Source organism: Variibacter gotjawalensis, assembly GCF_002355335.1.
Taxonomy (GTDB): domain Bacteria; phylum Pseudomonadota; class Alphaproteobacteria; order Rhizobiales; family Xanthobacteraceae; genus Variibacter; species Variibacter gotjawalensis.
In genome coordinates, this window is record NZ_AP014946.1 from 4,142,431 (window position 1) to 4,155,003 (window position 12,573).

Here is a 12,573-nt window from a genome sequence, read left to right on the forward strand (position 1 = left end):
CATGCTGAAAGTCACCGACAATCGCGCGTGGTTCTTGGTTCTGCCGGTGGTGATGCTCGTCGCGTTCAATGCACTATTGCCGCTGATGACGGTCGTGAATTACTCGCTGCAGGACTCCTTCGGCAACAACCAATTCTTCTGGAATGGCCTCGGCTGGTTCCAGGAAGTGCTCGATCCGGCAACGTCGGTCGGGCGGCGCTTCTACGATGCGCTTCAGCGCAACTTGCTGTTCTCGGCGATCATCCTCGCGATCGAAATTCCGCTCGGCATTCTAATCGCGCTGACGATGCCGAAACGCGGTTGGGGCGTTGCGTCGACGCTCGTGCTGATGGCGCTGCCGTTGCTGATCCCGTGGAACGTCGTCGGCACGATCTGGCAGGTTTTTGCGCGCAACGATATCGGCCTGCTGGGGTATACGGTGAGCAAGCTCGGCATCGATTATAACTACGTCGCGGGTCCGATCGCGGCGTGGATCACGATCATCCTGCTCGACGTGTGGCACTGGACGAGCCTCGTCGCCCTGCTCTGCTATGCCGGCCTGAAATCGATTCCGGACGCTTATTACCAAGCCGCCAAGATCGACGGCGCATCGCGCTGGGCGGTGTTCCGCAACATCGAGCTGCCGAAGATGAACCGCGTGTTGCTTATCGCGGTGCTGCTGCGTTTCATGGACAGCTTCATGATCTATACCGAGCCGTTCGTCGTGACGGGCGGCGGACCCGGCAACAAAACGACTTTCATTTCAATCGATTTGGTGCAAATCGCGCTCGGCCAGTTCGATCTCGGCAAAGCTGCTGCGCTGTCGATCGTCTACAACGTGATCGTTCTCACGGTGTGCTGGATATTCTATACTGTCATGACCAAGCGAGCCGGGTGACCATGCGTGCAAGCCGCCTCATTCTCATCGTCTATCTCATTTTTTTGATGCTGCCGATCTATTGGCTCATCAACATGAGCTTCAAGACGAACACCGAGATCACCACAGTTTTCTCGCTGTATCCGCAGACGTTCACGCTGCGCAATTACGTGAAGATTTTCACCGACCCGTCCTGGTATATGGGTTACGTCAATTCGCTGACGTATGTCGTGATCAATACGGTTATCTCGATCGGCGTCGCGCTGCCTGCAGCCTATGCTTTTTCCCGCTACACATTCGTCGGTGACAAGCATTTGTTCTTCTGGCTGCTGTCGAACCGCATGGCGCCGCCCGCGATCTTCGCGCTGCCGTTCTTCAATCTCTATTCGGCGATCGGACTGTTCGACACGCCATGGGCGGTCGCGCTCGCGCACTGTCTGTTCAACGTTCCGCTCGCGGTGTGGATCCTCGAGGGCTTCATGTCCTCGGTGCCGCGTGAGATCGACGAGACTGCGTATATCGACGGCTACACGTTCCCGCGCTTCTTCGTGAAGATCTTCATGCCGTTGATCGCTAGCGGGATCGGCGTCGCGGCCTTCTTTTGCTTCATGTTCTCGTGGGTCGAGCTTCTGCTCGCGCGCACGCTCACCAATAACAAGCCGATCTCGTCGATCATGACGCGCACAGCCTCGGCCGCCGGCATGGATTGGGGCCTGCTCGCCGCCGCCGGTGTGCTCACGCTCATTCCGGGCGCGCTCGTAATCTGGTTCGTGCGCAACTACATCGCCAAGGGCTTCGCCCTCGGGAGGGTGTGATGCTGCAGAAGATCATCGACTGGTTCGCGCAGACCTTCGCCTGGATGGCGTGGACATGGCAGACCGCGCTGCTGTTTGCCGCGCTATTCTCCATCCTCACAGTCATGACTTTGCTCGCGGTCTACCGGCCGGAATTCGAGCGCGCCGGCGTGCTGCGGATCGGGACGACGCGCGGCGATCGCCTATTTCTGTCGATCTTGGGCGCTGCAATCGTCCACATCGTTTGGATCGCAATTGCGGGCATTGCGGCCCTCTGGGGCGCAACGATTTTTGCGGCCGTTTTGGCGGTCGTGATTTTTCTCTACGTGTGACGGCAAGTTCTACAGCGACGTAAAGACGGCCCCGGGACAACCCGGCGGATTTTAACAGGAGAGGAAGCCCATGAAGATCGACAGACGGACATTTCTGGCCGGCAGTTCGGCGATCATCGCCACTCCCTACCTCGCGACGCCGGTGCGCGCGCAAATCGATGCGGCGAAGCGCTGGATCGATAGCGAGTTCCAGCCGTCGGTGCTGACCAAAGATCAGCAGGCCGCCGAGATGGAATGGTTCATCAAGGCGTCGCAGCCTTATCGCGGACAAGAGATCAACGTCGTGTCGGAGACGATCACGACGCATGAATACGAAACAAACACGCTCGCGAAAGCCTTCAACGAAATCACCGGCATGCGTCTCAAGCACGACATCATCCAAGAGGGTGACGTCGTCGAAAAAATCCAGACGCAGATGCAATCGGGCCGCAACGTCTACGACGCTTGGGTCAACGACTCGGATCTGATCGGAACGCATTTCCGTTATCAGCAGGCCGTGCCGCTCACGGATTGGATGGCGGGCGAAGGCAAGGACGTCACGCTGCCGACGCTCGATATGGACGACTTCATCGGCAAATCGTTTACGACCGGGCCGGACAACAAGCTCTACCAAATCCCCGATCAGCAATTCGCGAACCTTTACTGGTTCCGCTACGATTGGTTCCAGCGTCCGCAGATCCGCGAAGCATTCAAGAAGCAATTCAACTACGAACTCGGCGTGCCGGTGAACTGGTCGGCCTACGAGGACATCGCGGAGTTCTTCACCAACACCGTGAAGGAAATCGACGGCGTCCGCGTGTTCGGCCACATGGACTACGGCAAGAAGGACCCGTCGCTCGGTTGGCGCTTCACCGACGCGTGGCTCTCTATGGCGGGAAACGGCGATCGCGGCATTCCGAACGGCCTCCCCGTCGACGAATGGGGCATCCGGATGGAGGGCTGCAATCCAAAGGGCGCGCACATAGCTCGCGGCGGCGATACCAACGGACCGGCCGCCGTCTACGCCATCGAGAAATACATCGAGTGGCTGAAGAAATACGCGCCGCCTGGCGCCGCCGGCATGACGTTCTCTGAGTCCGGCCCGGTGCCGGCGCAAGGAAATATCGCGCAGCAGATGTTCTGGTACACGGCCTTTACGGCCGACATGGTGAAGCCCGGACTGCCTGTGGTGAATGCGGACGGCACACCGAAGTGGCGCATGGCTCCGTCGCCGAAGGGCTCGTACTGGAAGGACGGCATGAAGCTCGGCTACCAGGACTGCGGTTCGTGGACCTTGCTGAAGTCGACGCCGGTGGAGCGGCGCAAACCCGCGTGGCTCTATGCGCAGTTCTGCGTTTGCAAAACCGTAAGCTTGAAGAAGAGCCACGTCGGCCTCACCTTCATCCGCGAGAGCGACATCTGGCATCAGAGCTTCACGGATCGCGCGAAAAATCTCGGCGGCCTCATCGAGTTCTACCGCTCGCCGGCGCGCGTGCAATGGACGCCGACCGGCAACAACGTGCCGGACTATCCGCGTCTTGCGCAGTTGTGGTGGCAGAACATCGGCGATGCCTCGTCCGGTGCGAAAACGCCGCAAGCCGCCATGGACTCCCTCGCCGACTCGATGGACGACGTGATGATCCGTATCGAACGCTCCAACGTTCAAGGCGCGTGCGGGCCGAAGATCAATCCGAAGACATCCGCCGAGGATTGGTACAAGAAGGCCGAGGCCGACAAGACGATCGCTCCGCAGCGCAAGCTCGCGAACGAGAAGCCCGGCGGCCAGACGATCGACTACGATGCGCTGATCGCATCCTGGCCGGCGAGCCCGCCGAAGCGCGGCTAAACGCTCGTTCTACGTCGCGCGTCTCTTGAGGCGCGCGGCGTAGCTCGCAGAGAAACAACAATAAGAAACACGAGAAAGAACTGACGCGATGTCGCTCCTGCTCTATCACGCTCCTAAGTCCAGTGCCTCGCGCCGGGTTCGCCTGTTTCTCGAAGAAAAGGGCCTCGCCTATGAGGCCAAAGAAGTCGACCTCTCCAAACAGGAACATCATCAGCCCGCGTATCTCGCCATCAATCCGCTCGGCGTCGTGCCGACCATTCTGCATGACAACAAGCCGCTGCATGAGAGCGGGACGATCTGCGAGTATCTGGACGCCGTCTTTCCCGATCCGCCCCTTCTGCCGTCCTCGCCATATCAGCTCGCGCTGATGCGAAACTGGGTGAGGCATGTCGATGGTCTGATCATCAACCTCATCCGCTTCAATTGGCGGCACGCTTTTCAAGCGAAGGCAGAAAAATTGAGCGATGCCGAACTTGAAGAGATGATGCGCCGCATCCCAAGCGCCGAGCGGCGCGATGCCTGGATGCGCGTTGCCAGAAAACCCTACACCCCGGAAGAGCTCGACGAGTCGCGCGCCAAGCTCGTGGCGATGCTCGATACGATGGACAGCATGATGACAAACGGCTGGCTGTTCGAGGGCCGCTATTCGTTGGGCGACATCGCGGTCGCGCCATTTGTGAAACGGATCGACGAAGAGATTGCGCCTGACGCTATCGCGGCACGCCCTAAGATTGCGGCGTGGTGGGAAGCAGTACAGAGCCGCCCTGCTTACGCCCGCGCAAACTTCGGCCCCTTCGTGGACTGACTGACGGCAGTTCTATCGTTGGACTGCTGTTCTGCTTCGATTGAAGCTTCGGATATAATGAGGAAATCTTCGAGGCGATGGCTTGGATCAGGCCTCAACGCGCTTGATGATCCATGCCATGGCGAGGCCGAAAATGACGGCGCCGATCGGGCCTCCGATAAACGCAGCCCACACCGCGCTTTCGAGCGCCATGTTATGGGCGTAAGATGTCATCTGCCCAACGATCGCGCTCGCCAACGTTGCGCCTAAGAGATAACCAAGGACCGTGCAGATGCCGATGCTGAGCCAGCGCTGCATGTTATCGACCTCGCGCCAAGGGCGCATACTGCCGTTCCGCTCGGTGAGCATTGTCGCAATTCAAAACTGCGTCAACTGGCTGCGCAATTCAGAAGACCCGCCCAACGCCTGCTAAGAGAAAACCGAAACCACAGCGTCGGCGTCTGTCACTACCAAGACATTCTGAAGCGCATCGTTCACCGACGCCGTGCGCCATTCCGCATTCATCGTCGAACATACGTCTTCCGGGCACGCTAATGAAGTAGCCTTGTCGGCGCCGGTGCACGCCGTGTGTTCGCTCGACATGTTGGTGCAGGCCCGCTTTTCGTTCCGCTTCACGAAGACACTTAAGAACTCGGCCGATATCGGCGGCAGAAGGCCTTTTCGACCGGTCGCCAGGCCAGTTAGCGGTCCAAGGCAGAACGCGCCAAAGGTTCGGCGAACAAGCGGACTGACAAGCGTGCCAACTCTTGAGCGCCCGTCCCTAAGCAGGCAAACGACCGACTTGGCCATTGGGATTTTCTCGATTGATAAAAGCCCTCTCCTCAAGGCCAAGCCGCATACGAAAGCGAATGCGGTGCGCTCGATCGCATCTGCCGGCGGTATAACCCCGGCGATGTCTTGCGGTGTCGCTTGAAGAAGCGGTTGAAATACGCCGGATCGCGAAATCCCAATCCGTAGCCGATTTGCTCGACCGGCAAATCGAGTTGGAGAAGCCGTGTGCACGCCTCCTGTGCTAGTCGTTCGTGCAGCAACGCGCGCGGGCTTGCGCTCTTCTCGCGCCGGCAGTGCGCATGCAGCTTATCTTCCGTAACGCCAAGCGCGGCGGCGTAGCGCGCGATCGCCCAGCTGTCGCGATGATGCAATTCGACGAGCTGCAGGAACTCGGCGATCAGTCGCGGTCCTTCACCGCGTTGTGCCACATCCGCAGCTTCACTGTCGGTGCTTGCGGTCCGCCAGAGATGCAGGAGCAGCAAGAGTGTCTGCGTCGAGATCATCGTGGTGGCGCCGCGGCCGGGCGTCTGCTGTTCGCACAACAGCGCACGGCAGATCGGCGTGACTGAAGCGATGGCGCCACGCGCCTGCTCAGCCGTGAACGGGACGACCCGCCGCATCACACGGCGCAGATGCACGGCCTCCGCGGCGGTCGCCGTGGCCCGCGCCAAGAAGTCGTCCGTCACGCTGATAAGATATCCGCGCGCCCCGGCCTCGAGCCGAAGTTCGCTCTCCGCCGCGCTCGGCAACCACAAAAGCGCGGGCGCCGACAGCGCTAGTGCCGCGGCCACCGCTGTTGCAACGCCGTGGCGCGACTCCAGCACCAATAATCGGGCGCGACCCGCACTCAGCGTCCAAGTGCGCGGCATGAGGCCGCCGGAAAAATGCTCGATATGCAACGGCGGTCCTGCGGCCGCTCGGGCGCGTGAAGCTTTTTGCAAAGCGTTTCCTCCGCTCGCTTGAGGGCGAGACAATCGGTCGCCTCTCAGTTGGGCGCCTGCGACGACTGCGTGCAATAATTCCCCTGACAAGTCCAATAACATTTCGTGCGCCTGCGCTAAGCTTTTAACAGCCGCCGCCGGAAGAGCGGACGGCAAAAAAGCTGTTCGGGAGGACACGATGACAATTTCCATGACCCGCCGCGGGGTGGCCCTGCTTGCCGCATCGGTTGCTCTGCTCATCGCAACACCGGTCCTGGCACAGAATTCCATCAAGTTCGGCTACGCGATCTCGCGCACCGGCCCCAACGTCGGCGGTGCCGCCGTCACAACAATTCCGAACTACGATCTGTGGGTGAAAGAAGTGAACGCGGCCGGCGGGCTGAAGATCGGCGACAAGCGCTTGCCGATCGAAGTCGTGCACTACGACGATCGCTCGAATGCCGAGGAAGCCGTTCGCGCCATCGAGCGGCTGATTAATCAGGACAAGGTCGACTTCATCCTGCCGCCATGGGGCACGGGTCTCAATCTCGCGGTCGGCCCGGTGCTCAACAAAGCCGGCTATCCGCATCTCGCCGCCACGGCCGTGACCGATCGCGCGCCCGAGCTCGCCAAACGCTGGCCGAACAGCTTCTGGATGCTCGGCGCTAGCTCCGATGCTGCAAGGACGCTCGTCGAGCTGCTCGTGAAACTGCGCAGCGAAGGCAAGATCGGCGACACTGTCGCGATGGTAAGCGTCGCCGACGGCTTCGGCATCGACCTTTCGGCTGCGGCGCGACCGGCTTTGACGCAAGCGAAATTCAAGCTCGCTTACGACAAAACTTACCCGGTCGGCACGCAAGACCTTGCGCCGATCGTCAACGAAGCAAAAGCGCTGAACCCCGACGTCTTCATCGCTTTCTCGTATCCGCCGGACACGCTCGGCATCACGGAGCAATCGCGCATCGCGGGCTTCAATCCGAAAGTTTTCTACACCGGCGTCGGGACGGCGTTCCCGCTCTACAAGCAGCGCTTCGGCGCCAATGCGGACGGCGTGCTCGGCATCGGCGGCTGGAGCGGAGATAGCCCGGCGATCAAAGACTATCTCGCGCGACATAAGGCAGCCAACGACGGAAAAGAGCCGGATCGTTGGGCAAGCGCGGTGACTTACGCAAGCCTGCAGATGCTGCAGCAATCGATCGAGCGCGTCGGCAAAGTCGATCGTGCGGCAGTGATCAAAGAGCTGCAGACCGGCACGTTCGACACGGTCATCGGTCAAGTCAAACTGCAGAATAACATGCCGACGCGCTACTGGTGGGTCGGCCAGTGGCAGAACGGCGAGTTCTACGGCGTCGCGCCGACCGCCAACGACGGCGCGAAGGCCGTTGCGGTGCCAAAGCCGGGCTGGAAAGCGCCGTAAGACTCCGCGGATGACGAACGCGCTCCTCACAGGGTTGTTGCTCGGCGGCATGTATGCGCTCGTTGCCATGGGGCTTACGCTCCAGTATGGCGTCGCGCGCATCATGAATCTCTCTTACGGAGAGGTGCTCATCGCCGCTGCCTTCGCGGCGCACGGACTGTTCACGGCTTGGGCGCTCAGCCCGCTGCTCGGGCTCGCGTTCGTCATTCCGGCAAGTTTTGCGGTCAACTATTTCTTCTACCGCTTTCTGCTTCTGCCTCTGGTGCGCCGCGCCAGAACGCGCGATGCGCTGGAGGTCGACAGCATTCTCGCGACCTTCGGCCTCATGTTCATCGTGCAAGGCGTGATGCTGACGATCTTCGGTGGCGCCTACTACAGCTATTCATTCTTCGCGATCCCGATTGAGATGTTCGGCGCGCAAATGGCAGCCAACCGCATCCTCGCATTCGCGGTCGCAATGGTCATCGGCCTCGCGCTCTATCTCGGTCTGACGCGCACGCGCATCGGCACAGCGATCCGCGCCGTCGCTGTCGACCCCATCTCTGCGCAACTCGTCGCCATAGATGTGCAGCGCACCTCAGCGCTCGCCTTCGCACTTGGCGGTGCGCTCGTTGCGGTGGCAGGCGTGCTGGTGAGCATGTTCCTCACCTTCAGCGCGACATCTGGCGTCATCTTCACGATGAAGGCGCTGATCATCGTCGTGATGGGCGGCGTCGGTAATTTGCTCGGCTGCTTGGTTGCCGGATTGCTCCTCGGCCTCAGTGAGTCGTTCGTCGCCACCTACGTCGATCCGGGCCTAACGCTGGCGGTCAACTACGCGGTATTTCTCGCCGTCTTGCTGGTAAAGCCGGCCGGTTTTTTCGGAAGGGCGCAGCGATGACTCTGCCGCTCCCGGTTCTGTTCGCGCTTTCAGCAACTTTCGTTGCCGGCCTCGCGGCCGTGCCTTTTTTCGTCGACAACTACTATCTCGCGCTAGGCATTAGCCTTTTGCAGTACGCCGTACTGGCGACGGCGTGGGGTTTGTTCTCCGGGCCCACGCGTTACGTCTCGCTCGCAACTGCCGCATTCTTCGGCGTCGGCGCGTACACCGTCGCAGTGCTCGGCGAAGTTCTCCCATGGGCGCTTGTGCTGCTCATCGCGGGCTTCATCGGAGCCGTGATGGCGATTGTCGTCGGCTTGGCGACGCTGCGCCTCTCCGGCGTGCACTTCGTGATCTTCACCTTCGGCCTCGCCGAACTGATCCGACAGCTCGTCGTCTGGTTTGAGGTCAACAAAACGCGCGTACTCGGCCGCTACGTCTTCGTCGATATCACGCAGCAAGACATCTATTGGCAGCTCCTGGCGCTGGGCGTTGCCGTCTTTCTCATCGGCTGGCTGGTCGCACGCTCGCGCCTCGGCTTCGCGCTCCGCATCATCGGTGAAGATGAAACCGTCGCGCAGCACTGCGGCATCAATACTACGATTGCGAAAGTCACGTTGCTCACCATCAGCGCTACCGTGATGACGCTCGCGGGCGCCATCATGGCACCGCGCTGGACTTATATCGAACCCTCGATCGCCTTCAACGCGATGATCTCGTTCCAGGTCGTGATCATGGCCTTGCTTGGCGGTGCGCATCGCCTTTGGGGCCCGGCGCTCGGTGCCGTTCCGCTTACGCTACTGTTCGAATTTCTCTCGGCGCGCTTCCCGACGACATTCACGATCATCATCGGCGTCATCTTCCTGCTCGTCGTCTACGCATTGCCGACCGGCATCGCGGGCCTGCTTGCGCGCCTCACCTCGAGAAAGGCGCCGGCATGAGCGCCGCGATCCTCGACGTGAAGGGCCTGCATCGCGCGTTCGGCGGCCTCGTCGCCGTCAACGTCATCGATTTCCATGTCGACGCCGGGGAGATCGTCGGCCTGCTCGGACCCAACGGTTCCGGCAAGACGACAGTGATCAATCTTCTCTCCGGAATGCTTCGGCCGGATCGCGGCTCCGTTCGACTGGAGGGGCAGGAAATCGCAAGCCTTCCGGCCTATCGCGTTGCGCGTCTCGGGATCGCACGAACGTTCCAGCTCGTTCGGGTGCTCGATGGCATGACATGCCGCGAGAATGTCGAGGCCGGACTTCTCTTTTACCAGACGAATCGCGTCAACCCCGCGCGAAGTGCAATCGATTTGCTCACGCGCGTCGGGTTGGCGCATCGAGCCGAACAATCCGCGAGGGAACTCACTTACATCGACCGCAAGAGACTCGAACTCGCCCGCGCGCTCGCGCTCGAACCGAAAGTTCTGCTCCTCGACGAATGGCTGGCCGGACTCAATCCGTCCGAGCTGCATCAAGGTGTCGCGCTCATCCGCTCGCTGAAGTCCGAGGGTCTTTCGATTCTCATGGTCGAGCACGTCATGGATGCGATCCGTTCGCTCTGCGATCGCTGCGTCGTAATGAATGTCGGCCGCCGCATTGCCGAGGGCAAACCTGCCGACGTCCTGGGGGATTCGGCCGTGATCGACGCGTATCTCGGGGCGCCGGCTCATGCTTGAGGTCTCAGGCATCTCGGTCGCCTACGGACAGCACCGCGCCCTCGACGACGTTTCGCTCGACGTCGACGTGGCCGAGATCGTCGTGATCCTCGGCGCCAACGGCGCAGGCAAGACGTCGTTGCTAAAGGCGATTGCCGGATTGGTGTCGTGCCGTCCCGGCAAGAAGATTAGTGTTGCGGGCCGAGACATCTCGACATTGCCGGCGCACGCGATCGTGGAAGCGGGCCTTGCTCTCGTTCCGGAAGGCCGTGGCACTTTCGGCGATCTCACCGTGCAGGAAAATCTCTTGCTCGGAGCCAATCCGCAGCGCGCGCGCAGCCGCGAAGCTGAGCGTCGCGAGCAAATTCTCACGTTGTTCCCGCGACTGCGTGAACGAATAACTCAAACCGTTCGCACCATGAGCGGCGGCGAGCAGCAGATGGTCGCTATCGGCCGCGCGCTAATGTCGAATCCGAGCGTGTTGTTGCTCGACGAACCTTCGCTTGGCCTCTCGCCGCTGATGGTGCGCGAGCTTTTTACTGCGCTGAAGTATGTGCGCGCGAGCGGCGTCAGTCTGCTCCTCGTCGAGCAAAACGCGCAAGAAAGTCTGGCGATCGCGAACCGCGGCTACCTGATCGAGAACGGCCGCATCGTTGGCGGCGGCCTTGCCGAAGAACTGAAAGCTGACCCAGCGGTCCGCCGCGCCTATCTGGGCGAACTGGCGACCAGCCATACGACACCTAAGAGGGAAGCATGAACAAGATCGCATTGTTGCTCGACAATCAGGACGTGGAGGCCGTCAACGGCGTGACCTTCGATCGCCTCAACCCCGTAACCGGCGATGTCGCGAGCCGCGCTGCGGCCGCACAGATCGAGGACGCGGCGCGCGCGGCTGATGCCGCCGCCGCAGCCTTCCCGGCTTGGTCCGCTAAGGGCCCAAGCGAAAGGCGCGCGATCTTGCTGAAAGCTGCCGACGCGCTCGCCGCGAAAACGCCGCGCTTCATCGAGCTGATAGCGACCGAGACCGGCGCCACGGCAGGCTGGGCGGGTTTCAATGTTCATCTCGCCGCCAACATGCTGCGCGAAGCCGCCGCGATGACGACGCAGATTTCCGGCGAGGTGATTCCGTCTGACAAGCCGGGCTGCATCGCGATGGCGGTGCGCCAGCCGGCCGGCGTTGTACTCAGCATCGCGCCGTGGAATGCACCCGTCATCCTCGGCGTGCGTGCGGTCGCGCTCCCGCTTGCCTGCGGCAACGCGGTCGTTCTCAAAGCGTCAGAAATTTGTCCCGGCACGCATCGTCTCATTGCCGAATGTCTGCGCGAAGCAGGTCTTCCCTCCGGTGTGCTCAACGTGATCACAAACGCACCCGAAGATGCTCCGGCCTTGATCGAGGAGTTGATCTCGCATCCCGCGATCCGACGCGTAAACTTCACGGGCTCGACCCGGGTCGGCCGCATCATTGCGCAGATCGCTGCGAAGTATCTCAAGCCCGCATTGCTTGAACTCGGCGGCAAGGCGCCGCTGATCGTGCTCGACGATGCCGACCTCGACGCCGCAGTTGCAGCTGCGGCTTTCGGCGCGTTCATGAATCAAGGGCAGATCTGCATGTCGACCGAACGCCTCGTCGTTGACGAGAAAGTCGCCGACGCGTTCGTCGCCAAACTCGCCGCCAAGGCCGAAACGCTTGTCGCGGGCGATCCGCGTGCCGGCAAGACCCCGCTCGGTTCGCTCATCGGCCTCGACGCTGCCGAGCGCGTGCAGGCCCTCATCAAGGATGCGGTCGGCAAAGGCGCAAAGGTCGTCGCAGGCGGACGCACGGATCGGACGTTGATGTCGGCGACCGTTGTCGATCACGTGACGTCTGGCATGCGCATTTATGGCGAGGAATCGTTCGGGCCTGTCGTGAGCGTCGTCCGCGTAAAGGGGGTCGAGGAAGCCATCCGCGTCGCCAACGACACCGAGTATGGATTGTCTGCTTCGGTCTTCGGCCGCGACATCGCGCGCGCTCTCGACGTCGCCAAGCGCATCGAGTCTGGGATTTGCCATGTGAACGGCGCGACCGTGCATGATGAGGCCCAGATGCCATTCGGCGGAACGAAAGCGTCGGGCTATGGTCGCTTCGGCGGCAAAGCCGGCATTGCGGAATTCACCGAGCTGCGTTGGATCACGATCGAGACCGGCCCGCAGCAATACCCGATCTAAAGGCCAAAAACACGAATGGAGGAAAGCGCTATGACGACGAACTCCCCTCGGCCATCGGCATTGCACGTTTCGCGGCGCCGCGCGCTCGTACTCGCCGGATCAGCATTGTGTCTGCCTAGCATCGTAACAACCCGCGCACATGCG

At 61.2% G+C, this 12,573-nt stretch carries 13 protein-coding genes and 1 pseudogene; 11 read left to right on the forward strand and 3 right to left on the reverse strand.

Features of this window, described 5'->3' with window-relative positions; all coding sequences use genetic code 11:
- The first annotated feature begins 1 nt into the window (after nt 1).
- The 5 genes from GJW30_RS20280 to GJW30_RS20300 all read left to right on the forward strand — a co-directional run bounded on the left by GJW30_RS20280 (nt 2) and on the right by GJW30_RS20300 (nt 4,612).
- Complete coding sequence (locus GJW30_RS20280; protein WP_096358197.1) at nt 2–877, forward strand: carbohydrate ABC transporter permease; 876 nt, start codon at nt 2–4, stop codon at nt 875–877.
- Between the two features lie 2 nt (nt 878–879).
- Nucleotides 880–1,671: a carbohydrate ABC transporter permease gene (locus GJW30_RS20285; RefSeq protein ID WP_096358198.1), complete on the forward strand. Its 792-nt coding sequence runs from the start codon at nt 880–882 to the stop codon at nt 1,669–1,671.
- Nucleotides 1,671–1,982: a DUF2160 domain-containing protein gene (locus tag GJW30_RS20290; protein ID WP_096358199.1), complete on the forward strand. Its 312-nt coding sequence runs from the start codon at nt 1,671–1,673 to the stop codon at nt 1,980–1,982. The genes GJW30_RS20285 and GJW30_RS20290 overlap by 1 nt, the downstream gene beginning before the upstream one ends.
- A 70-nt stretch (nt 1,983–2,052) precedes the next feature.
- A complete protein-coding gene (locus tag GJW30_RS20295) occupies nt 2,053–3,807 on the forward strand; it encodes an ABC transporter substrate-binding protein (protein ID WP_096358200.1) in 1,755 nt (584 codons plus the stop codon).
- An 88-nt stretch (nt 3,808–3,895) separates the two neighbouring features.
- Nucleotides 3,896–4,612 (forward strand): glutathione S-transferase family protein, encoded by a 717-nt coding sequence (locus tag GJW30_RS20300; RefSeq protein ID WP_096358201.1) that lies wholly within the window; start codon nt 3,896–3,898, stop codon nt 4,610–4,612.
- 87 nt (nt 4,613–4,699) lie between these two features.
- Here GJW30_RS20300 and GJW30_RS20305 read toward each other — a convergent pair whose 3' ends face one another.
- From GJW30_RS20305 to GJW30_RS20315, 3 genes and pseudogenes are all read right to left on the reverse strand, one after another.
- On the reverse strand, nt 4,700–4,936 hold the full coding sequence (locus tag GJW30_RS20305) for a hypothetical protein (RefSeq protein ID WP_130364608.1): 237 nt from the start codon (nt 4,934–4,936) through the stop codon (nt 4,700–4,702).
- Nucleotides 4,937–5,020: 84 nt separating this feature from the next.
- Nucleotides 5,021–5,206: pseudogene (locus GJW30_RS23045) on the reverse strand (isochorismatase family protein); the annotation flags it as partial.
- Nucleotides 5,207–5,433: 227 nt separating this feature from the next.
- On the reverse strand, nt 5,434–6,516 hold the full coding sequence (locus GJW30_RS20315; RefSeq protein WP_157746803.1) for a helix-turn-helix domain-containing protein: 1,083 nt from the start codon (nt 6,514–6,516) through the stop codon (nt 5,434–5,436).
- On the opposite strand from GJW30_RS20315, the gene GJW30_RS20320 reads away from it, so the two are divergent.
- Genes GJW30_RS20320 through GJW30_RS20345 form a run of 6 tightly spaced genes read left to right on the forward strand, consistent with a single transcriptional unit; the run spans nt 6,503 to nt 12,429 of the window.
- Complete coding sequence (locus GJW30_RS20320; RefSeq protein WP_096358204.1) at nt 6,503–7,720, forward strand: amino acid ABC transporter substrate-binding protein; 1,218 nt, start codon at nt 6,503–6,505, stop codon at nt 7,718–7,720. The two genes, GJW30_RS20315 and GJW30_RS20320, sit on opposite strands and share 14 nt — an antisense overlap.
- Nucleotides 7,721–7,730: 10 nt before the next feature.
- Nucleotides 7,731–8,600: a branched-chain amino acid ABC transporter permease gene (locus GJW30_RS20325; protein WP_096358205.1), complete on the forward strand. Its 870-nt coding sequence runs from the start codon at nt 7,731–7,733 to the stop codon at nt 8,598–8,600.
- Entirely contained in the window at nt 8,597–9,520 is a 924-nt protein-coding gene (locus GJW30_RS20330; RefSeq protein ID WP_096358206.1) for a branched-chain amino acid ABC transporter permease, read from the forward strand. Before GJW30_RS20325 ends, GJW30_RS20330 begins: the two co-directional genes overlap by 4 nt.
- Nucleotides 9,517–10,245 carry an ABC transporter ATP-binding protein gene (locus GJW30_RS20335; protein WP_096358207.1) on the forward strand — a complete coding sequence of 243 codons (729 nt, stop codon included), beginning with the start codon at nt 9,517–9,519 and terminating at the stop codon, nt 10,243–10,245. The genes GJW30_RS20330 and GJW30_RS20335 overlap by 4 nt, the downstream gene beginning before the upstream one ends.
- Nucleotides 10,238–10,981, forward strand: coding sequence for an ABC transporter ATP-binding protein (locus GJW30_RS20340; RefSeq protein WP_096358208.1), 744 nt, complete (start codon nt 10,238–10,240; stop codon nt 10,979–10,981). The genes GJW30_RS20335 and GJW30_RS20340 overlap by 8 nt, the downstream gene beginning before the upstream one ends.
- Complete coding sequence (locus tag GJW30_RS20345) at nt 10,978–12,429, forward strand: aldehyde dehydrogenase (RefSeq protein ID WP_096358209.1); 1,452 nt, start codon at nt 10,978–10,980, stop codon at nt 12,427–12,429. The genes GJW30_RS20340 and GJW30_RS20345 overlap by 4 nt, the downstream gene beginning before the upstream one ends.
- The last annotated feature ends 144 nt before the right edge of the window (nt 12,430–12,573 follow it).